Genomic DNA, 20,828 nt, shown 5'->3' on the forward strand with positions numbered 1-20,828 from the left:
GGCCTGGCCTGATGGCCAGGATTTACGCGTAACGCTTGGCCCGCAGGTTTTCCTTCATCTGCTGCAGGATCGGTTGCAGCGAGCTGCCGATGCGCAGCGCCACGCAGGTGGCCAGCACGTCGATGATGAGCAAGTGCATGAGGCGCGACACCATGGGGCTGTAGCGGTCGTAGCCCTCGGGGTGGTCGGCCGCCAGATGGATGTGGCAGGTGCTGGCCAGGGGCGAGCCGCTGGCGGTGACGACGATGGTGGTGGCGCCGTTGCGGCGGGCGATGTCTGCCGCGTCCATCAGGTCGCGGGTGCGGCCCGAGTTGGAGATGATCACGGCGCAGTCGCCTGGCCCCAGCAGGGTGGCGCTCATCACCTGCATGTGGCCGTCGCTGCTGGCAATCGAGGTCACGCCCAGGCGGAAGAACTTATGCTGCGCATCCTGCGCCACGATGCCCGAGTTGCCCACGCCGTAGAACTCGATGCGTTTGCCTTTTTTCCACGTGTCGGCAATGGCCTCGGCCGCACGTTCGATGGCCACGGTGCTGGCCGCGTTGCGGTATTGCAGGAACGCTGCCACGGCGTTGTCCACCACCTTCACCAGCACGTCGCCGGTCTTGTCGTCTGCATCCACACTGCGGTGGATGAAGGGCACGCCTTCGCTCACACTGCCTGCCAGCTTGAGCTTGAAGTCCGCCAGCCCGTCGTAACCCATGCTGCGGCAAAAGCGCACCACGGTGGGCTTGCTCACATGCGCGCGCTCGGCCAGCTCGCGCACGGGCAGGCGGGCGAAGGTGCGGGGGTCGGTCAGCACCAGCTTGGCCACGCGCTGTTCGGCGGGGGCCAGCGAGGGCAGGGAGGCGGTGATGCGGTCGAGCATGTCAGTCTGTGAAGGCAGGGCAGGCTGCGCAGGGGGCCTTGGAAAGGGCTTGGGTGGACGCTTCATCTACCGGCTGTGCGCGCGGTGGTGGGGCCATCTGCGTTTAATGTAACTCGGTTCCCAAAGGTATGGGGTCCGCGCAATCCCTGCCTTTCAACCTGCTTGCACCGACCCTGGGCGTTTCCCCCCTGGCCTGGGCGGGCCCTGCACGCATAGCATCCTCCATCACGTTATCCAGATACTGAGGAGCCTTCCATGCGCAAACCCTTGCTGACAAAACTTCTGGCCGGTGCGGCCCTGGTGGCCGCTGCATCGGGCAGCTGGGCCCAGGGCCAGGTCAACATCATCTGCTCGGTGCAGGCCGAGTGGTGCAACCTGATGTCCACGGTGTACGCCAAGACCACTGGCACCAAGGTCAACATGACGGCCAAGGGCTCGGGCGAGGCGCTGGCGCAGCTCAACGCCGAGCGCGCCAACCCCAAGACCGACATCTGGTTTGGCGGCACAGGCGACCCGCATCTGCAGGCGGCCGAGCAGGGCCTGACGCTCGAATACAAGTCGCCCCAGCTGGCGCAGCTGTACCCTTGGGCACAAAAGCAGGCGGGCGATTCCAAGTACCGCACCGTGGGCGTGTACCTGGGCCCGCTGGGTTTTGGCTACAACAAGGAGCTGCTGGCCAAGCGCAAGCTCAACCCGCCCCAGTCGTGGGCCGACCTGCTCAAGCCCGAATTCAAGGGCGAGGTTCAGATGGCCAACCCGGCCTCTAGCGGCACCGCCTACACCATGATCGCCACGCTGGTGCAGATCATGGGCGAGGAAAAGGCGTTTGAATACCTCAAGGCCCTGCACCCCAACATCAGCGCGTACACCCGTTCAGGCACGGCGCCTGTCAAGGCGGTTGCACGCGGCGAGACTACGGTGTCCGTGAGCTTCGTGCACGACGTGACCACCGAGGCGGTCAATGGCTTCCCTGTGGGCTCGGTCACACCTTCTGAAGGTACCGGCGCCGAGGTGGGCTCCATGAGCATCGTCAAGAACGGCCCCAACACCGAGGCCGCCAAGAAGTTCTATGAATGGGCGCTCACGCCGGGTGGTCAGCAGTTTGGCCTGGCGGCCAAGCAGTTCCAGCTGCCCAGCAACACGCAGGTGCCCAAAGACCCGCGCATGACCGATCCGGCCAAGATGAAGCTCATCAACTACGACTACGCCAAATACGGCGCCAGCGCCGAGCGTCGCCGCCTGATTGCGCGCTGGGAAAAAGACGTGCAAAACGCAACGCGCTAAGGGGTGGTGGTGTCGGCAGCAGCGGCGGCGCACGCAACCCTCCGGACCAGGACTCCCGGTGCCTCGGTCAACCGGCCCCTGTGGGTCTGGCTGGCCATGGGCGTACTGGGGTACCTGGTGTTCCCCTGGTATGCACAGCAGGACGCCAATGGCCTGTTGGCGGTGGGCCAGGTCTTCAGCAGCGAGCAGGCGGCCAACGGGCTGATGCAGGCGGCCTTGTTCGGGCGCCCCTGGCTGTGGCTGGGCCTCGCCGGGCTGGTGGTGGCGGGCCTGGGGGCGTGCCTGCCCGCCGGGCGCAAGCAGGGTGCCCTGCTGGTGGCGGGGGGTGCGCTGGGGCTGGTGGCCCTGCTGCTCAGCGGCTTTGCGATTGGTGCGCGCGGCTGGGCGTTTGAATGGATGAACACCAGCCTGGGCGAACTGGGCGCGCGCCAGCCCGGCATGGGCTGGGGCGGGTTTGTGGTGCTGTCGGCGCTGCTGGTGCTGCTGTCTTTTGGGGTGGCACGGCGGGGCTTCTTCAAGGGCGATCTGTTCGTGGCGGCTGCGGTGGTGGGCTGTGGCAGCCTGCTCGCGCTGTTCATCGTATTCCCGGTGCTCAAGGCGCTGTCGGCTGCGTTTTTTCTGGAGGACGGCCCGTTCTCGCTGGCCGTGGTGTGGGAGCGCATTGCGCACGAGCGCAACTTCAGCCTGTCGTGCCTGGCGGGCGGCCAGCGCTGCGGTGTGGCCTGGAACACGCTGTTCCTGGGGCTGATGACCGCCACCAGCACCACGCTGCTGGGCACCTTCATGGCCCTGATGGCCGAGCGCGCATCGCGCCGCTATGCGCGGCCGCTGAACATCGTGGCGCTGCTGCCCATCATCACGCCGCCGTTTGTGGTGGGCCTGGGGCTCATCCTGCTGTTTGGCCGCGCAGGCGTGTTCAACCAGTTTCTGGAATACGCGTTTGGCATCACGCCGTCGCGCTGGTTCTACGGCTGGCTGGGCGTGTGGGTGGCGCAGACCTTTGCCTTCACACCCATTGCTTTCATGATCATGCGTGGCGTGGTGCAGGGCGTGGCGCCCAGCCTGGAAGAGGCCGCGCAAACGCTGCGTGCCAGCCCGCACCGCACCTTCATGACCGTGACCCTGCCGCTGCTCAAGCCGGGCCTGGCCAATGCGTTCCTGGTGGGCTTCATCGAAAGCATGGCCGACTTCGGCAACCCCATCGTGGTGGGCGGGCAGTTCTCGGTGCTGTCCACCGAAATCTTCTTTGCCATCGTGGGTGCGCAGTACGACCAAGGCCGTGCCGCGTCGCTGGCCTGGATCCTCACGTTCTTTGCGCTCACCGTGTTCGCCATCCAGCGCGGCTTGCTGGGCAAGCAGAACTTCACCACCGTCTCGGGCAAGGGCGATGCGGGCATCGCCATGCCGCTGCCCACCGGTGTGCGCCGCGTGGTGCACTCGATTGCACTGCCCTGGATGGCGTTCACCCTGATCGTGTACCTGTTTGCGCTGGCCGGTGGCTTTGTGCAGACCTGGGGGCGCGACTACACCATCACGCTGGCGCATTTCCGTACCGCGTTCAGCGTGGAATGGGGCGAGTTTGGTGTGGTGTGGGCGGGCACGGCGTGGAACTCGTTCTTCACCACGCTCAAGCTCGCCGCCATCTCGGCGCCGCTCACGGCCACGCTGGGCATCGGCATTGCGTGGCTGCTGGCGCGCACCGAGTTCCGGGGGCAGGGCGCGTTCGAGTTTGCAGCGCTGCTGGCTTTTGCCATTCCCGGCACGGTGCTGGGCGTGAGCTACATCCTGGCGTTCAACGTGCCGCCGTTCGAGCTGACGGGCACCGCCCTCATCATCGTGTTGTGCTTCATGTTCCGTAACCTGCCGGTGGGCGTGCGTGCGGGCACGGCGGCGTTCAAGCAACTCGACCGGTCGCTCGATGAGGCGTCCGTCATGCTGCGCGCAGGCAGCGTACAGACGTTGCGCCATGTGGTGCTGCCGCTGCTCAAGCCCGCCCTGGTGGCTGCACTGGTCTACAGCTTTGTGCGAGCCATCACCACCGTGAGCGCGGTGATCTTCCTGGTCACCGCCGAGAACGAGCTGGCCACCACCTACATCATCGGCCGCGTGGGCAATGGCGACTATGGCGTGGCGCTGGCGTACTGCACGGTGCTCATCGTCCTTATGTCGGCCTCCATCGGACTCATTCAGCTGCTGGTGGGTGACCGCAAACTGGGCCGCCGTGGAGCCGCTCCCGCTGGGCACTGACCCCTCTGACAAAAAAGAAAACACGCCATGAACAACAATGACGCGGGCATCGTGTTCCGCAACATCACCAAGCGCTACGGCAGCGACAGCAGCGCGGCCCTGGCCGTCAAGGGCATCAGCTTTGAGGTGCCGCGCGGCACGCTCACCACCATCCTCGGCCCCTCGGGCTGCGGCAAGACGACCACCTTGCGCATGATTGCGGGGCTGGAATCGCCCACTTCGGGCGAGATCTTCATCGCAGGCCAGGACGTGACCACGCTGGGCCCCGCGCAACGCAATGTGAGCATGATGTTCCAGAGCTACGCGTTGTTCCCGCACATGAATGTGGTGGAGAACGTGATGTACGGCCTGCGCATGTCGGGCCAGCCCAAGGAGCAGGCGCGCACCAAGGCCGTGGAGGCGCTGCGCGGCGTGGGCCTGGTGGGCTATGACGACCGCCTGCCCAGTGAACTCTCGGGCGGGCAGCAGCAGCGTGTGGCCCTGGCCCGTGCGCTGGTGCTGGAGCCCGAGGTGCTGCTGTTTGACGAGCCCTTGTCCAACCTCGACGCCCGCCTGCGCCGCGAGATGCGCGAAGAGATCCGTGCGCTGCAGCAGCGCCTGTCGCTCACGGTGGCCTACGTCACGCACGACCAGGCCGAGGCCATGGCGGTGAGCGACCAGATCATCGTGATGAACCAGGGCCTGATTGCACAAAAGGGCTCGCCCCGCGCGCTGTATGAAACCCCGCACAGCGAATTCGTCGCGGGCTTCATGGGCGAGGCCATGCTGTTCCCGGCCGTGGCCGACGCTGACGGCACGGTGGCGCTCGGCCCACTGGTGCTGCGCCCTCGCATGGCGGTGAAGAGCGGCCCGGTGAAGGTGGCGGTGCGCCCTGAGGCCTGGCGCATTCACCGCCAGGGCGAGGGCCTGCTGCCCGCGCGGCTGGACAAGCGGGCCTACCTGGGCGCCGTGTACGAATACACCTTCGAGACCGCGCTGGGCCACATCTTTGTGGTGTCGTCCGACCTGGACGATGTGCTGGCTGTGGGCGACGCGGTGCAGCTGAGCCTGGGTGCCCACGGCGTATCAGTGGTTGGTAGTACCGAAGGCGCCCGGACCAATGCGGAATAATGGCGCCATGACGAACCAACTCGACGCCCTCAAACAGTTCACCACCGTGGTTGCCGACACCGGCGACTTTCTGCAACTGGCCCAGTTCCGTCCGCAGGACGCCACGACCAACCCTTCGCTGATTCTCAAGGCGGTGCAAAAGCCCGAATACGCGCCGCTGCTCAAGGACACCGTCGCCAAGTGGCAAGGGCGCGCCATGGACGAGGTGATCGACCGCCTGCTGGTGCGTTTTGGTTGCGAGATCCTGACCCACGTGCCCGGCCGTGTTTCCACCGAAGTGGACGCCCGCCTGAGCTTTGACACCAGCGCCACCGTCACGCGCGCCGAGCGCATCATCGAGCTGTATCAGGCCGAAGGCATCCACATCGACCGCGTGCTCATCAAGATCGCGGCCACGTGGGAGGGCATCCAGGCCGCCGCCCAGCTGGAGCGCAAGGGCATCCACACCAACCTCACGCTGCTGTTCTCTTTTGCCCAGGCTGTTGCCTGCGGCCAGGCCAAGGTGCAGCTGATCTCGCCCTTTGTGGGCCGTATTTACGACTGGTACAAAAAGCAGGCAGGCGCGAGCTGGGACGAGGCCGCGCGCGCAGGCGCCAACGACCCGGGCGTGCAGTCTGTCACGCAGATCTACAACCACTACAAGCGTTTTGGCATTGCCACCGAGGTGATGGGCGCGAGCTTCCGCAATGTGGGGCAGATCACGGCGCTGGCCGGGTGCGACCTGCTGACCATTGCGCCCGAGCTGTTGGCGCAGCTGGCTGCGAGTGATGCGCCGTTGCAGCGGGCGTTGGATGCAGAGGCTGCCAAGGGCATGGACTTGCCTGCGGTGAACTATGACGAGGCGGGGTTCCGGTTTGCGCTGAATGAGGATGCGATGGCGACCGAGAAGCTGGCTGAGGGGATTCGGGCGTTTGCAGTGGACGCTGTGAAGCTGGAGAAGCTGATCCTCGCGGCTTGAGCTCGGGTTTCTTTTTTGAGCGGCTGGTGCCTGGGTTGCGGGCGCTGGCCGTTTTTGTTTTTGGGGGGCTCTGGGGAGCACATCGCGCAGCATGCCTCGGTTGAGGGTGGAGGCCGGGAGTCGCCCGGCGTGCGAGTAACTTTCTTTTGCTTCGCCAAAAGAAAGTCACCAAAGAAAAGGCGACCCCCAGTCTGCGACCCCTTCGCTTCGCTATGGGGCAAACCTGCGGCGGGGCGGTTGTGGGGTGCGCCGTGGAACTCGCTTTGCGCTGGCGCGCGCCGCTCTGACATCCACGGCGAGTCAGTTCACGAAGCATGGGCGCTTCGACGCCCATGCTCACCCCGCAACCGCCCCGCCGCAGGCGCAGCCAGCAGGGGTGGGGCAGCCGAACATCCAAACAGCCCCACGGGCCATTGCTGCGCTCGGCCCAGGCCGCGCAGCGCGTGGCGCTTGCGCCCGCGAGATGGGGCCGAGCGCAGCAAAGGCCCGTGTGGCTGTTCTGTCCCCTGTGCCCCTGTGGATGCGCCGAGGAGCGCAGGGTTAGGCGGATCAGGGCTCGCGTGTGTCTGAGCGACGCGCAGCGGCGCGAGTTGAGCGAGACCTCGCCAAACCCGAGCACCGCAGGTTTCCCCGTGGCGAAGCGCAGGGGACGCAGACAGTGGGGTCGCTTTCTCTTTGGTGACTTTCTCTTGGCGAGACAAGAGAAAGTTACTCGCCTGCCGGGCGACTCCCGGCCTCCGCCCTGAGCCCAGGCAAGCAACCCGATAAGCACACAAGCCTCCACAGACGCGCTGCGCCCAACAACAGTCCGTTAGACCGTCAACGTCGACCGGAAATCTCCCACCCGGACGTGCTGGAGTTCACTATAAAAATCATAGCTGCCAAGGCATGAAGCACTAGCGCACCCAGCCAAAAACACCAGAAAATCACCCCGCAGGCAGCCGCATCCCCACCCGCAACCCCTTCGGCACCACCCCCTCTGCCACCGTCCGCCCCCCGTGCCGCAGCGCGATCTCTTCCACGATCGACAGCCCCAGTCCGCACCCCCCCGCCTTGTCCGACCCACGCCAGAACCGCGCAAACAGATCGCCCAGATGCTCGGCCGGCACGCCTGGTCCATCGTCCTCCACCACCAGCAGCGCCCAATGCCCCGGCTCTTCATGGCCCACGCGCACCGTCACCGTGGCGCCGGGGCCCGCGTAGTGCAGCGCGTTGTCGATGAGGTTGTTCAACGCTTCGCGCAGCAGCAGCGGGTGGCCCTGCGCGGGCAGGTGGTCCACGCCCTCGTAGCCCAGGTCCATGCCCTGGGCCAGGGCGCGGGCGGCCCATTCGCGGGCCACCTCGCGGGCCAGGGCGGCGAGGTCGATGGACTGCATCTCCACGTTCGACTCTGAGCGCGCCAGCTGCAGCAGCTGGTGCACCAGGTGCGCGCTGCGTTGCGCGGCCGACAGCACCTTTTGCAGGCGGGCCTGCACTGCGGGTTCGTGGCTCTCATGCAGGGCCAACTCGGTCTGGCCGATCAGGCCGGCAAGCGGCGTGCGCAGCTGGTGGGCAGCGTCGTTCAGAAACCGCTTTTCCTTTTGCTGGCCACGCGCCACGGTCTCCAGCAGGCGGTTGATGGTGCTGGCCAGCGAATGCACTTCCTGCGGTGCAGAGGTCAGCTCGATGGGCGGCAGCGGCGTGGTGCCCGTGTGGGGCTGCGCGCCTGCGCGCTCAATTTGCGCCTCCAGGCGCTTGAGGGGTTGCAGGCCGCGCAGCACGCCGGCGTACACCACGGCGCTCAGGGCCAGGCCCATCAGGCCCATGGGGAACACCATGCGCTCCAGCAGTTCCTGCGCAATGCGCTCGCGCACCGTGAGGCTCTGGGCCACCTGCACGCGCAGGCGCTGGCGGGTGGAGGCGGTGCCGTAGTCCACATCCAGCAAGGCCACGCGCACCGGTTTGTCGTCCACTCGGGCTTGGTACAAAAACGCCTCGCCCACCGCCACATCGACCTGGGCGGGCGGTGCTGGCAGCTGCGCGTTGCCCAGCAGAAAGCGGCCGGGCGGGGACGACACCATGTAGGTGATGCGGTCGGCCGGGTCCTGTTCCAGGATGTCCTGCGCGGCCTTCGGAAAGTCCACCAGCAGCCCATCGCCAATCGGCTTGATCTGCCGCGCCAGCGCCCGCACCGACTGGGTCAGCGTCTGGTCAATGCCCTTCTCGCCGTTCTGCAGCGCAATGCGCCACGCCAGAAACCCACCCGACAACCACAGCACCAGCTGCGGCAGCAGCAGCCACAGCAGCAGCTTGCGTTGAAGAGAGACCCCAGGTACGTGGCGCATGTCAGCGAACCCCACTGCGGGAGGTAGTGAAAGCCCGCAACGCGTGACACTGACGCGGCCCGGGCGCGGGATGCCGAGCAAGGGCCGCCCCGCAGCGAGGGCATCGTCCCCCTGCCCGCGTAGCGCAGCGAAGCGAGAGCGGGGGGAAGGCGCGCAGCGACTCAGGGGGGTGTGCCATCTACGGCTTATTCAGCATGTACCCCAGCCCCCGGATATTGCGGATCACCAGATTGGACTGGTCGAGCTTCTTGCGCAGTCGGTGCACATACACCTCCAGTGCATTGGAGTTCAGCGGGGCGGCGGTTTGGCCGGGCTCGGGCGGGCTGGCGCGCCAGGCTGCCAGCACGTCGTCGCGCGTGACGACTTCGCCACAGCGGTGGGCCAGCAGCTCCAGCAGCTCCCATTCGCGCTGAGTCAGCTCCAGCAGGTCGCCATTCAGGGCCGCGGCATGGCTGGCGTGGTCCAGCACCAGCGGGCCGATGGTGGTGCTGGCAACACCCGCCGCGCTGCTGGCCTGGGTGAAGGCGGGCTGGCGCGCGCGGCGCAGCATGGCCTGCAGGCGGGCCTGCAGCTCCTGCATGTTGAAGGGCTTGGTGATGTAGTCGTCGGCCCCGGCGTTCAGGCCCAGCACGCGGTCGTCGACGCCGTCGCGGGCGGTGAGGATCAGCACGGGCAGGCCGGCAATGTGCGCGCGGGCCCAGGTCAGCAGTTCCATGCCGTCGGCGCCGGGCAGGCCCAGGTCCAGGATGATGCCGTCCACCGCCTGCGTCTGCAAAAGCGCCATGGCCTGCGCCACGCTGCTGGCGGTGCAGACGCTGTAATCGAGTTGCTTGAGCTGGCCGGTGAGAGCGTCGAGCAGGAGGGCGTCGTCTTCGACAATCAGTATCGTGGCCATGGATTGAGCATAACAAAGGCCCCTGCAACGGGCCCTCTGTGGGGCCGCTGCGACTCTCAGGGAAAGCCCTGAGAATTAAATTAATTATTGTAATTAAAGTACCGACTGCGCTGAACGGCACCGGTATCACGGCGCAGCAACGGGTTCTGAAAACAACGTCGAGGAGACAAGGGTATGTGGAAGATGACAAAGATCGCCGCATTGGCGGTGGGCCTGGCGGCCGCGATGTCTGCCAGCGCGGGGGAGGTCGAGGTCCTGCACTATTGGACATCGGGCGGTGAGGCCAAGTCGGCCGCCGAGCTCAAGAAGATCATGCAGTCCAAGGGCCACACCTGGCGCGACTTTGCCGTGGCTGGGGGCGGTGGCGACAGCGCCATGACGGTGCTCAAGAGCCGCGTGATCTCGGGCAACCCGCCCTCGGCCGCCCAGGTCAAGGGCCCGGCCATCCAGGAATGGGCGTCCGAAGGCGTGCTGGCCAATGTCGATGCGCTGGCCAAGACCGAGAAGTGGGACGACGTGCTGCCCAAGGTGGTCGCCGACGTGATGAAGTACAAGGGCAGCTATGTGGCTGCCCCGGTCAACGTGCACCGCGTGAACTGGCTGTGGGCCAGCTCCGATGCGCTGAAGAAGGCGGGCGTTGCCAGCATGCCCAAGACCTGGGACGAGTTCTTTGCCGCTGCCGACAAGCTCAAGGCCGCAGGCCTGGTCCCCGTGGCCCATGGCGGCCAGAACTGGCAGGACTTCACGACCTTTGAATCCGTGGTGCTGGGCGTGGGCGGTGCCAAGTTCTACCAGGACGCTCTGGTCAAACTGGACGACAAGGCCATCAACAGCGACACCATGAAGAAGTCGCTGGAGACCTTCCGCCGCATCAAGACCTACACCGACCCGGGCGCTCCCGGCCGCGACTGGAACCTGGCCACGGCCATGCTCATTCAGGGCAAGGCGGGCTTCCAGCTGATGGGCGACTGGGCCAAGGGTGAGTTCATCGCGGCCAACAAGGCGCCGGGCAAGGACTTCCAGTGTGCAGCGGCACCGGGCACGGCCAACGCGTTCACCTTCAACGTGGACTCGTTCATCCTGTTCAAGCTCAAGGACGCAGCAGCACAGAAGGCGCAGAGCGACCTGGCCAGCTCCATCATGAGCCCTGAGTTCCAGGAGGTGTTCAACCTCAACAAGGGCTCGATCCCTGTGCGCACCGGACAGAAGATGGACAAGTTTGACGACTGCGCCAAGCTGTCCAGCAAAGACTTTGCCGACACTGCCAAGAGCGGTGGCCTGGTGCCCAGCGTGGCACATGGCATGGCGATTGCGCCTGCCACCGAAGGGGCGATCAAGGATGTCGTCAGCCAGTTCTGGAACGACGACAAGGTGAGCGTCGCCGACGCCATGAAGAAGATCGCGGCCGCCGCGAAGACCAAGTAAGCCGTGTACGACACACGCACCCGCACGCACTAAAACCAACCCCAGAGGGATCCCATCATGAAGACAAGAAACCGCCTCACGGCGGTGGCTTTGGCCGCCGCATGCGCGAATGGCGCCTTTGCTATGGACGTAGCAGGCTTTGAGTTCAACGGCTACTCCCGCGGTGGCCCGGTGTTCAACCACTCCGACGGCGTCAAGGGCAACCTGACGCTGGGCGGCGAGCTGCAGAAATACCGCCTGGGCAACGAAGGCGACAACGGCATCGAAGTCAACTTTGCCAAGGGCTTCGAGGCCGGCGGCATCAACTGGAAGGTGAACTACATGCCCGCCAAGTGGGGCAGTGGCGACATCAGCACCGAACAGGCGTTTGTGGAAATGAGCGGCTTCTCGTTCTCGCCCGAAGCCAAGTTCTGGGTGGGCCAGCGCCGCCTGCGGATCCAGGACGTGCACATCGTCGACTACTTCCTGCTGAACTACGGCGACAACATCGGCGCCGGTGTGACCGACGTGCCTGTGGGTGGCATGAAGCTGGGCGTGGGCGTGTTCTCTGGCGACAAGTTTGACGGCGGCCTGCCCAACAACGTGAAGGCACACCGCATCAACGCCGACCTGTCCGAGATCAACACCAACCCCGGCGGCAAGCTGCGGGTGCTGCTGACCGCCGTGGGCGGCAAGAACCAGGTGGGCGGTGGCTCGGGCTCTGGCATCTCGTTGATGCACACGCAAAAGGAGTTCCTGCTGCCCAGCATCACCAACACGCTGTACTTGCAGACATCGCGTGGCCACGCCCGCATCGACGGGGAGTTTGAAGCCATCGAGGGCACCAGCGCAGGCAAGCGCGCCACCCGCATCGCCGACTCCATCAACTGGCAAAGCGGCCCGTTTGGCGGCCAGGCCCTCATTGGCTACCAGACCAACAAGGCTGACCTGACCGGCGTGGAGACCAAGGACTTCTCGCTGGGCGGCCGTGGCTCATACGCGTTCACCAAGAACTTCAAGGGCCTGGTGGAGTTGTCCACCACCACCCGCAAGGGCAGTGGTCCGGACCAGCGCCTGTCCAAGGTCACGCTGGCGGGTGCCCTGGCACTGAATGAAGACTTCTGGTCGCGTCCTGAGCTGCGTCTGTACGTGACGAAGGCCAACTGGAACCAGGCGGCGGCTGTGGCCAACGCAAGCACCTTTGGTGCCAATGGCAAGACCTCGCGCACGCTGGTGGGCGTGCAGTACGAGGTGTGGTGGTAAGAACCTGCTCAAGATCTTTTCGGGGTCGCACAAGTACCTTGCCGGGATGGGATGCAAGGCGCGGTGCGCAGCCGATAGCCCGTGCTATCGGCAAGCGCCGCAACGCCGCAGACCGCCCGGCAAGGCACTTGCCCGAAGGGTTGGAGTGAAATCGGGCGATTGGACGCCCCGGCTGCTTGCATGGGCACGAGCCCATGCAGCGCATCCGAAGCATCCGCTCATCCCGATTGCACTCCAATGCGATCCCCGAACAGATTTTGAACAGGTTCTAAGTGAGAGCGTGAGTAGCGAGTTAGTTTGAGGTAGACACTTTGTTCATTGGGGGGTGCTCTGTGCGCACCCCCCTTTTTTCATGTGACACAAAGTGAATGTGTGAATGAGTGAAACGGTGATTCAGTGACTGATCGAGACACCGCGTACCGCGCGCGCAGCGTGTGCAGTGCGTACGCAAGAGAGATTCGCAAGCAATGAAGAATTCCTTTGAAACCTGGTTGCCCAGGCTGGTGGTGACCCCGGCGTTTGTGCTGGGTTTTGCCTTCATCTATGGCCTCATGGTGTGGAACGGCGTGCTCAGCCTCACCGCATCGCGCATGCTGCCCAACTACGAATGGGCGGGCCTGGCGCAGTACGAGCGCCTGTGGGAGATGGACCGCTGGTGGGTCGCCCTGAAGAACCTGGGCATTTTTGGCGTGGGCTATGTGGGCGGATCGCTCGTGATTGGTGTGGTGCTGGCCGTGCTGCTGGACCAGAAGATCCGCGCCGAGGGCGCGCTGCGCACCATCTACCTGTACCCCATGGCGCTGTCGTTCGTGGTGACCGGCACGGCCTGGAAGTGGCTGCTGAACCCCGGCCTGGGCATCGAAAAGATGGTGCGCGACTGGGGCTTCACGAACTTTGAATTTGGCTGGCTGGTGGACACCGAGATGGCGATCTACTGCGTGGTCATCGCAGGCATCTGGCAGAGCGCCGGGTTCGCCATGGCGCTGTTCCTGGCCGGGCTGCGCGGCATTGACGACAGCATCATCAAGGCCGCGCAGGTCGATGGTGCCTCGCTGCCGCGCATCTACTGGCGCATCGTGCTGCCCGCGCTGCGGCCGGTGTTCTTCTCCACGCTCATGGTGCTGTCGCACCTGGCCATCAAGAGCTTTGACCTGGTGATGGCGCTGACCGCGGGTGGCCCCGGTTTTGCCACCGATGTGCCCGCCACCTTCATGTACACCATGTCGTTCTCGCGCGGGCAGATTGGCCTGGGCGCGGCCAGCGCCACCATGATGCTGGCCACCGTGGCGGCCCTGGTGATTCCTTACCTTTACAGCGAACTGCGGAGCAAACCCCATGACCGCTAAGCCCTCTGTGTTTCCGTCCGTGGGTCGCCTGCTGGTCTATGGCGTGCTGGCCCTGGCCACCGCGTTCTTTCTGCTGCCGCTGTACGCCATGCTGGTCACCTCGTTCAAGGACGCCGAGGAGATTCGCAGCACCTCGCTGCTGGCACTGCCCGCGGCGCTGAATTGGTCGGCCTGGGGCACGGCCTGGCAGAGCGCCTGTACGGGCGTGGACTGCAACGGCCTGCGCCCGTTTTTCTGGAACTCGGTGGCCATGGCCGTGCCGGCCGTGCTGATCTCCACCGTGTGGGGCGCGCTCAACGGCTATGTGCTGAGCCTGTGGAAGTTTCGCGGCAGCGACACGCTGTTTGGCCTGCTGCTGTTTGGCGTGTTCATGCCCTTCCAGGTCGTGCTGCTGCCCATGAGCCAGGTGCTGGGCTGGCTGGGGCTGTCCAGCTCCATCACCGGGCTGGTGCTGGTGCACTGCCTGGCGGGGCTGGCGGGCACCACGCTGTTCTTTCGCAACTACTACGCGGCCATCCCCAAGGAGCTGGTGAACGCCGCACGCATGGACGGCGCAAGCTTCTGGCAGATCTTCTGGCGCATCGTGCTGCCGCTGTCCACGCCCATCGTGATGGTCACGCTGATCTGGCAGTTCACCAACATCTGGAACGATTTTCTGTTCGGCGTGGTGTTCTCGGGCACCGAGTCCAAGCCCATCACCGTGGGCCTGAACAACCTGGCCAACACCAGCAGCAGCGTGAAGGCCTACAACGTGGACATGGCGGCCGCCATCATCGCGGGCCTGCCCACGATGGTGATCTATGTGCTGGCGGGTAAATTTTTTGTGCGCGGGCTGACGGCTGGCGCGGTCAAAGGGTAGGAGAGCCTGTTATGTACTTTTACGCGCCCACGTTGGGCCCTCAGGCCTGTGATCGCAAGGCGCAGTCTGCCGCCAAGGTCGGGACCTTGGCAAGGACTGCAACGCCGCGAGCGCTGGCCTGTGGGCCCAACCCTTCGGGAAAGCCGGGGAAAGGCCCGGCCACGTTGTTGCAGACCGCTTGCGGTATCCATACCGCGGCGCGTCCTGCGCCTAGTTGCCGGGCCTTTCCTCGGCTTTCGTGGGCACGTAAAAGTGCATAACAGGCTCTCATCAATCATGGCGTCATCACTCGACATTGCAGGCATCAACAAGCGCTTTGGCAAGGGCGACAAGAGCGTGGAGGTGCTGCGCAAGGTGGACATCCACGTCGCGCCCGGCGAGTTTCTCATCCTGGTCGGCCCCTCGGGCTGCGGCAAGTCCACGCTGCTCAACATCATTGCGGGGCTCGATGAATCCACTGAGGGCGAGATCCGCATTGGCGGCAAGAACGTGGTGGGCATGCCCCCGCGCGACCGCGACATCGCCATGGTGTTCCAGAGCTATGCGCTGTACCCCACGCTGAGCGTGGCCGACAACATCGGCTTTGCGCTGGAGATGCGCAAGATGCCCAAGGCCGAGCGCCAAAAGCGCATCGACGAAGTGGCCGCCATGCTGCAGATCAGCCACCTGCTGGACCGCCGGCCCAGCCAGCTCTCGGGCGGCCAGCGCCAGCGTGTGGCTATGGGGCGGGCGCTGGCGCGCCAGCCGCAACTGTTCCTGTTCGACGAGCCGCTGTCCAACCTGGACGCCAAGCTGCGCGTGGAGATGCGCGCCGAAATCAAGCGCCTGCACCAGGCCAGCGGCATCACCAGCGTGTACGTCACACACGACCAGGTCGAGGCCATGACGCTGGGCTCGCGCATCGCGGTGATGAAGGGCGGTGTGGTGCAGCAGCTGGGCACGCCGGACGACATCTACAACCGCCCGGCCAACACCTATGTGGCCACCTTCATCGGCTCGCCCACCATGAACCTGCTGCGCGGCGCGGCCACGGGGGGGCAGTTTGGCATCCAGGGCGCAGCGTTGAACCTGGCCGCCCCCGCCAGTGCCAACGAGGTGCTGCTGGGCGTGCGCCCCGAGCACCTGGTGATGCAGGAGACGGCCCCGTGGCGCGGCCGCGTCAGCGTGGTCGAGCCCACAGGCCCCGACACCTATGTGATGGTGGACACGGCCGCAGGCAGCGTCACGCTGCGCACCGATGCCCAGACCCGCGTGCAGCCCGGCGACGCCGTGGGCCTGGCGGTAGAGCCCGCCAACGCCCACTGGTTTGACGCCAGCAGCGAGAATCGGCTGGCATGAGCCGCGCGGCGCAAGTGCCGCCGGATCGTTGCATGTAGTGTGCTGTCCCGCAAATAGCTGCACATGAAATCGCGTCCTCACCCCCAGGGCTGCGTTGCAAATCCTCGCGATAGCGACGGCTATCACTGCGGTTTGCGCCTTTCTCTGGGCGCGATGTCATCGATTTCATTTCGTGCAGCTATTTGCGGGACAGCACACTGGTTGCTATTGAAACAATAGCTGTTAGCGCATGTTCTACTGGCGCTAGCAGCTGTTTTTGCTTAAAAACACCGCATGACACCCCTGCGCCTGCTGGCCGACATTGGCGGCACCAACATTCGCCTGGCCTGGCAAGACCAGCCCGATGGCCCCCTGCACGACACCCGTGTGCTGCCCTGCGCACAGTTCCCCACGGTGGACGCCGCACTGGCGGCCTACCTGGCCGAAGTGAACATCGCCACCCCGCGCGAGGCGGCGTTTGGCATCGCCAACCCGGTCACGGGCGACGCCATCCGCATGACCAACCACAGCTGGAGCTTCTCGCAGCGCGCCGTGCGCGAGGCCTTTGGTTTTGAGCGGCTGGTGGTCATCAACGACTTCACCGCACTCGCGCTGGCGCTACCCCTGCTCACGCCCGAGCAGCTGCGCCCCGTGGGCGGCGGTGTGGCCGTGCCGGGCGCTGCGATTGCGCTGCTGGGCCCGGGCACGGGCCTGGGGGTGTCGGGCCTGGTGTTTCCGCCCGGATCGAGCCTGGGGGTGCCGCTGTCCGGCGAGGGCGGCCATGTCACGCTGGCCGCGCAGACCCAGCGCGAGTTCGATGTGCTGGGCATCCTGCAAGAGCGCTACGGCCATGTGTCGGCCGAACGCGCCGTGTGTGGTGCCGGGCTGGTGGACCTGTACCACGCGCTGCGCCGGCTGGCCCAGCGCGGTGGCAAGGAAGTCAGCTCCGCCGCGCAGGTGACCGAGCTGGCGCTGCAGGCCAACGACCCGCTGGCGCTGGAGGCGCTGGAGCTGTTCTGCGGCTTTCTGGGCAGTGTGGCGGGCAACCTGGCGCTCACGCTGGGTGCGCGCGGTGGCGTGTACCTGGGCGGCGGCATGGTGCCGCGACTGGGCACGTGGTTTGACCAGTCCCCGTTCCGCGCACGGCTTGAATCCAAAGGGCGCTTCCAGTCCTATCTGGCGACCATTCCCTGCTGGGTCATCGACCCCAGCGCCACGCCCGCGCTGTTTGGCGCATCGCGCGCGCTGGACATTGCGGGCTCGGACGCATGAGCAGCAACAGCGCACCACCGCCCATGCTCCGGCCCACCGGCGTGCACCACGTGGCCATCATCGCCAGCGACTACGCCCGCTCCCGCCGCTTCTACACCGAGGTGCTGGGCTTGCAGGTGGTGCACGAGCACTACCGCGCCGAGCGGCAGTCGTACAAGCTCGACCTGCAACTGCCCGATGGCACGCAGGTGGAGCTGTTTTCCTTTCCTGAACCGCCTGCGCGCCCGTCCTACCCCGAGGCCTGTGGCCTGCGCCACCTGGCCCTGCGCGTGGCCGACATGGCGGCCAGTGTCGCGGCCCTGGCGGCACATGGCGTGGCCGTGGAGCCGGTGCGCACGGACCCGTTCACCGGGGCGTTGTTCACTTTTTTTGCCGACCCGGATGGGTTGCCGATTGAGCTGGTCGGGCCGGCCTGACCGGTGCAGGTTCTCCTTCGTTGCCCTGCGCTCAGTCTACGGCGATGCGGCGTTCCTTGATGAGCGCTGACAGGAGCTGCGTTTCTGCCCCGATGGTCTGCTGGAAGGTGGTGGCGTCCTGGACGATGGGTTCGGCCCCCAGGTCGGCAAAGCGGCTTTTCACCTCCGGCAGGGCGACCGCCTTGGCGATCTCGCTGGCCAGTCGGTTCACGATGTCGCTGGGCGTGCCTGCGGGCGCAAACACGCCAAACCAGTTGCCCAGCTCCACGCCCTTGATACCCAGCTCGGTCAGGGTGGGGGCCTCCGGGAAGAAGGCCGAGCGCTTGGTGCCCGTCACGGCCAGCAGTCGTGCGCGGCCTTCGCGGATGTGCTGGAAGCCGGTGGCCGGGTCGAAGTAGTAGTCCACCTGCCCGGCCAGGATGTCCTGCAGCGCCGGTGCCGCGCCCCGGTAGGGCACATGCACGGCGTCAAACCCCGCCTGCTGCTTGAAGAGTTCGCCCACCAGGTGCATCTGGGTGCCAGCCCCCCCGGAGGCATAGCTGAGCTTGCCAGGCGCCGCCTTGGCCATGGCCACCAGGTCGTTGGCGCTTTGCACAGGCAGCCCCTTCTTGGCCACGAGGTAGAGCTGGGCGTAGCCCAGGCTGGCCACGGGGCGCAGGTCGCGCTCGGGGTTCAGTGCAGGCTTGAACAGGAAGGGGTTGGCCGTCTGCACCGAGATGGGGGCCACCATCAGCGTGTGGCCATCGGGTGCGGCCTTGCTGGTTTCCATCACGCCCAGGTTGCCGCTGGCCCCCGGCTTGTTGTCCACCACGACGGGCTGGCCGAGCGACTTGCTCAGTGCCGCGCCTGCGACGCGGGCCATCACGTCGGTGGTGCCGCCAGCCGGAAAGCCCACGACCAGCCGGATGGGCTTGCTCGGCCACGCTGGGGGCTGGGCCAGGCTGGCGCCCGTGGTGGCGGCCAGGCAGGCTGCGGCGCTGGCGCGCAGCAGCAGGTTGCGACGGGTGATGAAGGTGCGAAGGGATGGGATGTGCATGGTTTGTCTCCGTTGATGTTGTCTGTGGTGGCTGGTGGGCGCAAATGGGGCAGGGCGGGTGTTGCTTCAGGGCTGGTGCGTCCTACAGCCCGGCATGGGCGTTGCGCGGACAAGGCGCGTTTCCTGCGCCACGATCAGGTGCTCGGACGCTGCCAGGTAGGCGGGAAACGCTGGGTGGCTGTCGCGGGCCTGGCAGCGGCGCTCGTAGTCGGCCAGGTCTTCGTAGGCCCACAGGTGCACGAACTGGTTCAAGGGGCCGACCTGGCTGACGTAAAACCCCACGGGGTGTGCCAGCGTGTCCATCAGCACGGGCATGGCCATGCGGTTGAACACCTCCAAGAACTCGCCCATCTTGCGCAGGCGGATGGTGTAGATGCGGTGGTCCACCAGGGGCTTGGCCAAGGGCTCATGCGGCATGGCAGGCCTCCTTGCGGGTGGGCGCTGTGCGCTGGCCTGGCGGCCATGCGCCCGCCACGTGGCAGCCGGTGATCCAGCCAAAGGTCATGGCCGGCCCCAGCGTGATGCCGGCACCAGGGTAGTTGCCGCCCATGATGCTGGTGCGGTCGTTGCCCACGGCGTACAGCCCGGGTACGGCCTGCCCGTCGGCACGCAGCACCTGGCCTTCGGTGGCGGTGCGCAGGCCCTCGAAGGTGCCCAGGTCGCCCATGACGACCTTGACGGCGTAGTAAGGGCCGGCACCGATGGGGGCCACGCAGGGGTTGGGCTGCTGGTCGGGGTCGGCCAGGTAGCGGTTGAAGGCCGTGGTGCCGCGCCCGAACTGGCGGTCCTCGCCGGTGCGCGCGCCAGCGTTGTACTCGCGCACGGTGGCTTCCAGCCCCTCGGGGTCGATGCCAGCGGCCTGGGCCAGGTCGGCCAGCGTGCGGCCCTTGAAGAGATAGCCCTTGCGAATCAGGCCGCCCACGGGCATGGGCGCGGGCTTGGCATAGCCCAGGCCGTATTTGGACAGCGTGGCCTGGTCGCACAGCAGCCACATGGCGGTCTCGCGCTGGTCGCGGCAGGCCTCGATCATGGCAGCGCCCACGTCGTGGTACGAATGGGACTCGTTGGTGAAACGCTGCCCGTTGCGCAGCACCCCGATGATGCCGGGCTTGTAGCGGTCCAGCAGGTGCGGAAACACCCCCGTGCGGCCTTGGCTCAGGGGCACGCGCGACACCGGCATCCAGGCGGCTGCGCCCACGCCGTCAAAGCGCTCATCCACTTGCCCACCGACCTGCGCGCCCAGGCGCAGGCCATCGCCGGTGTTCTCTGCGGGCACAGGCGAGAGGTGCTCGCCACCGCTCGCCAGGTGCGGGTAGCGCTGGGTGATGCGGGCCACATCGTGGGGGTAGCCGCCGCAGGCCAGCACCACGCCCCGGCGGGTGCGGATGCGCCGTTCGCCCCGGGGCGTGTGCACGCGTGCGCCGGTCACGCGGTCGCCCGCTTGCAGCAGTTCGCGCGCTTCGGCCTCGGTGTGGATCGGAATACCCAGGTCGAAGCAGGTCTTGGCCAGGCGCGCAGCCAGGGCGTTGCCACTGGTCACTTGCACGCCCCGGCGGTAGCGCAGCAGGTCCAGTAGGTGGCCCCCCAGGCGCCGTGCCACATAGGCAGCCGACACCACCGATTTGGTGGCGCGGAAGAAATGCTTCAGGTCGGCGTTCGACGAGTTGAACATCATGCCCACGAAGGTGATCGTGGACAGCGGTGGGCGCAGCCGTGCCAGCTCTGGACCCAGCTGGCTCGCGTCATAGGGCGCGGCCAGTATGGAGCGGCCAATGGCAGCGCCCCCTGGTGCGTCGGGGTGGTAGTCGGGGTAGAGCGTGGGTACGAAGCGCACGGCAGTCTCGCGCTCGAACCAGGCCACCATCTCGGGCGCATGGTCCAGGAAGGCGTCGACCGCATCAGCTTGGTAGAACGGCCCCGTCTGGTCCTTCATGTAGGTGCGCATGGCCTCGCGGGTGTCCGGGGCGGCGCATTGCGTGTTGCCGGGTATCCAGAGCACCCCGCCCGAGAAGGCAGTGGTGCCTCCGAAGCAGGTTGCCTTTTCGATCACGATGACATCCAGTCCGTGTTTCCTGGCCGCGATGGCGGTGGACAGGCCGCCGGCGCCGGAGCCCACGACCAGCAGGTCGCATGTCAGTTCCTCGCTGGAGGAAGGGTTGGCAGGGTTCATGTTGCAGTCTCCTTGTTGAGGGGCGTATGTGCAGGGGGCGCTGGGCATTGCCCATGCGG

General features: G+C 66.1%; 17 protein-coding genes. 11 read left to right on the forward strand and 6 right to left on the reverse strand.

Features of this window, described 5'->3' with window-relative positions; all coding sequences use genetic code 11:
* Positions 1 to 22 precede the first annotated feature (22 nt).
* Complete coding sequence (locus C8C95_RS13915) at positions 23 to 868, reverse strand: SIS domain-containing protein (protein WP_116748973.1); 846 nt, start codon at positions 866 to 868, stop codon at positions 23 to 25.
* Between the two features lie 255 nt (positions 869 to 1,123).
* Here C8C95_RS13915 and C8C95_RS13920 point away from each other — a divergent pair, with 255 nt between their 5' ends.
* From C8C95_RS13920 to tal, 4 genes are all read left to right on the forward strand, one after another.
* Entirely contained in the window at positions 1,124 to 2,152 is a 1,029-nt protein-coding gene (locus tag C8C95_RS13920) for an ABC transporter substrate-binding protein (RefSeq protein WP_116748974.1), read from the forward strand.
* A 96-nt stretch (positions 2,153 to 2,248) separates the two neighbouring features.
* Positions 2,249 to 4,399, forward strand: a complete 2,151-nt coding sequence (locus tag C8C95_RS13925; RefSeq protein WP_243415696.1) for an iron ABC transporter permease — start codon at positions 2,249 to 2,251, stop codon at positions 4,397 to 4,399.
* Between the two features lie 27 nt (positions 4,400 to 4,426).
* Positions 4,427 to 5,509 (forward strand): ABC transporter ATP-binding protein, encoded by a 1,083-nt coding sequence (locus tag C8C95_RS13930; RefSeq protein WP_056744043.1) that lies wholly within the window; start codon positions 4,427 to 4,429, stop codon positions 5,507 to 5,509.
* Positions 5,510 to 5,516: 7 nt separating this feature from the next.
* Positions 5,517 to 6,467, forward strand: coding sequence for a transaldolase (tal, locus tag C8C95_RS13935; protein WP_116748975.1), 951 nt, complete (start codon positions 5,517 to 5,519; stop codon positions 6,465 to 6,467).
* Positions 6,468 to 7,393: 926 nt separating this feature from the next.
* Here the strand turns inward: tal and C8C95_RS13940 are convergent.
* On the reverse strand, positions 7,394 to 8,791 hold the full coding sequence (locus C8C95_RS13940) for a sensor histidine kinase (RefSeq protein ID WP_056058424.1): 1,398 nt from the start codon (positions 8,789 to 8,791) through the stop codon (positions 7,394 to 7,396).
* Between the two features lie 178 nt (positions 8,792 to 8,969).
* Entirely contained in the window at positions 8,970 to 9,686 is a 717-nt protein-coding gene (locus tag C8C95_RS13950) for a response regulator transcription factor (RefSeq protein WP_056058426.1), read from the reverse strand.
* A gap of 174 nt (positions 9,687 to 9,860) precedes the next feature.
* On the opposite strand from C8C95_RS13950, the gene C8C95_RS13955 reads away from it, so the two are divergent.
* The 7 genes from C8C95_RS13955 to C8C95_RS13990 all read left to right on the forward strand — a co-directional run bounded on the left by C8C95_RS13955 (position 9,861) and on the right by C8C95_RS13990 (position 17,563).
* Complete coding sequence (locus C8C95_RS13955) at positions 9,861 to 11,111, forward strand: ABC transporter substrate-binding protein (protein WP_056058428.1); 1,251 nt, start codon at positions 9,861 to 9,863, stop codon at positions 11,109 to 11,111.
* Positions 11,112 to 11,234: 123 nt separating this feature from the next.
* A complete protein-coding gene (locus C8C95_RS13960; protein WP_116748976.1) occupies positions 11,235 to 12,353 on the forward strand; it encodes a carbohydrate porin in 1,119 nt (372 codons plus the stop codon).
* A gap of 467 nt (positions 12,354 to 12,820) precedes the next feature.
* Complete coding sequence (locus tag C8C95_RS13970; RefSeq protein WP_015012611.1) at positions 12,821 to 13,699, forward strand: sugar ABC transporter permease; 879 nt, start codon at positions 12,821 to 12,823, stop codon at positions 13,697 to 13,699.
* Positions 13,689 to 14,558 carry a carbohydrate ABC transporter permease gene (locus C8C95_RS13975; RefSeq protein ID WP_056744049.1) on the forward strand — a complete coding sequence of 290 codons (870 nt, stop codon included), beginning with the start codon at positions 13,689 to 13,691 and terminating at the stop codon, positions 14,556 to 14,558. Before C8C95_RS13970 ends, C8C95_RS13975 begins: the two co-directional genes overlap by 11 nt.
* Positions 14,559 to 14,834: 276 nt before the next feature.
* Positions 14,835 to 15,896 carry an ABC transporter ATP-binding protein gene (locus tag C8C95_RS13980; protein ID WP_116748977.1) on the forward strand — a complete coding sequence of 354 codons (1,062 nt, stop codon included), beginning with the start codon at positions 14,835 to 14,837 and terminating at the stop codon, positions 15,894 to 15,896.
* A gap of 273 nt (positions 15,897 to 16,169) precedes the next feature.
* The gene (gene glk, locus C8C95_RS13985; protein WP_116748978.1) at positions 16,170 to 17,147 is read left to right on the forward strand and encodes a glucokinase; all 978 of its coding nucleotides are present in this window, start codon (positions 16,170 to 16,172) and stop codon (positions 17,145 to 17,147) included.
* A complete protein-coding gene (locus C8C95_RS13990; RefSeq protein WP_116748979.1) occupies positions 17,144 to 17,563 on the forward strand; it encodes a VOC family protein in 420 nt (139 codons plus the stop codon). Before glk ends, C8C95_RS13990 begins: the two co-directional genes overlap by 4 nt.
* Positions 17,564 to 17,594: 31 nt before the next feature.
* On the opposite strand, the gene C8C95_RS13995 is transcribed toward C8C95_RS13990, so the two are convergent.
* The 3 genes from C8C95_RS13995 to C8C95_RS14005 form a co-directional block, all read right to left on the reverse strand.
* Positions 17,595 to 18,599 carry a tripartite tricarboxylate transporter substrate binding protein gene (locus tag C8C95_RS13995; protein WP_056744059.1) on the reverse strand — a complete coding sequence of 335 codons (1,005 nt, stop codon included), beginning with the start codon at positions 18,597 to 18,599 and terminating at the stop codon, positions 17,595 to 17,597.
* Positions 18,600 to 18,665: 66 nt separating this feature from the next.
* Positions 18,666 to 19,016 carry an NIPSNAP family protein gene (locus tag C8C95_RS14000; protein WP_116748980.1) on the reverse strand — a complete coding sequence of 117 codons (351 nt, stop codon included), beginning with the start codon at positions 19,014 to 19,016 and terminating at the stop codon, positions 18,666 to 18,668.
* Complete coding sequence (locus C8C95_RS14005; protein WP_116748981.1) at positions 19,006 to 20,769, reverse strand: FAD-dependent oxidoreductase; 1,764 nt, start codon at positions 20,767 to 20,769, stop codon at positions 19,006 to 19,008. The genes C8C95_RS14000 and C8C95_RS14005 overlap by 11 nt, the downstream gene beginning before the upstream one ends.
* Between the last annotated feature and the right edge of the window lie 59 nt (positions 20,770 to 20,828).

Origin of the sequence: Acidovorax sp. 99, from assembly GCF_003096455.1 — a bacterium.
Classification (GTDB): Bacteria; Pseudomonadota; Gammaproteobacteria; order Burkholderiales; family Burkholderiaceae_C; genus Acidovorax; species Acidovorax delafieldii.

Bases quoted from the DNA above. Each gene is read 5' to 3' on its own strand.
- C8C95_RS13915 (WP_116748973.1), bottom strand. From the start codon at position 868: ATGCTCGACCGCATCACCGCCTCCCTGCCCTCGCTGGCCCCCGCCGAA.
- C8C95_RS13920 (WP_116748974.1), top strand. From the start codon at position 1,124: ATGCGCAAACCCTTGCTGACAAAACTTCTGGCCGGTGCGGCCCTGGTG.
- C8C95_RS13925 (WP_243415696.1), top strand. From the start codon at position 2,249: ATGGGCGTACTGGGGTACCTGGTGTTCCCCTGGTATGCACAGCAGGAC.
- C8C95_RS13930 (WP_056744043.1), top strand. From the start codon at position 4,427: ATGAACAACAATGACGCGGGCATCGTGTTCCGCAACATCACCAAGCGC.
- tal (WP_116748975.1), top strand. From the start codon at position 5,517: ATGACGAACCAACTCGACGCCCTCAAACAGTTCACCACCGTGGTTGCC.
- C8C95_RS13940 (WP_056058424.1), bottom strand. From the start codon at position 8,791: ATGCGCCACGTACCTGGGGTCTCTCTTCAACGCAAGCTGCTGCTGTGG.
- C8C95_RS13950 (WP_056058426.1), bottom strand. From the start codon at position 9,686: ATGGCCACGATACTGATTGTCGAAGACGACGCCCTCCTGCTCGACGCT.
- C8C95_RS13955 (WP_056058428.1), top strand. From the start codon at position 9,861: ATGTGGAAGATGACAAAGATCGCCGCATTGGCGGTGGGCCTGGCGGCC.
- C8C95_RS13960 (WP_116748976.1), top strand. From the start codon at position 11,235: ATGGACGTAGCAGGCTTTGAGTTCAACGGCTACTCCCGCGGTGGCCCG.
- C8C95_RS13970 (WP_015012611.1), top strand. From the start codon at position 12,821: ATGAAGAATTCCTTTGAAACCTGGTTGCCCAGGCTGGTGGTGACCCCG.
- C8C95_RS13975 (WP_056744049.1), top strand. From the start codon at position 13,689: ATGACCGCTAAGCCCTCTGTGTTTCCGTCCGTGGGTCGCCTGCTGGTC.
- C8C95_RS13980 (WP_116748977.1), top strand. From the start codon at position 14,835: ATGGCGTCATCACTCGACATTGCAGGCATCAACAAGCGCTTTGGCAAG.
- glk (WP_116748978.1), top strand. From the start codon at position 16,170: ATGACACCCCTGCGCCTGCTGGCCGACATTGGCGGCACCAACATTCGC.
- C8C95_RS13990 (WP_116748979.1), top strand. From the start codon at position 17,144: ATGAGCAGCAACAGCGCACCACCGCCCATGCTCCGGCCCACCGGCGTG.
- C8C95_RS13995 (WP_056744059.1), bottom strand. From the start codon at position 18,599: ATGCACATCCCATCCCTTCGCACCTTCATCACCCGTCGCAACCTGCTG.
- C8C95_RS14000 (WP_116748980.1), bottom strand. From the start codon at position 19,016: ATGCCGCATGAGCCCTTGGCCAAGCCCCTGGTGGACCACCGCATCTAC.
- C8C95_RS14005 (WP_116748981.1), bottom strand. From the start codon at position 20,769: ATGAACCCTGCCAACCCTTCCTCCAGCGAGGAACTGACATGCGACCTG.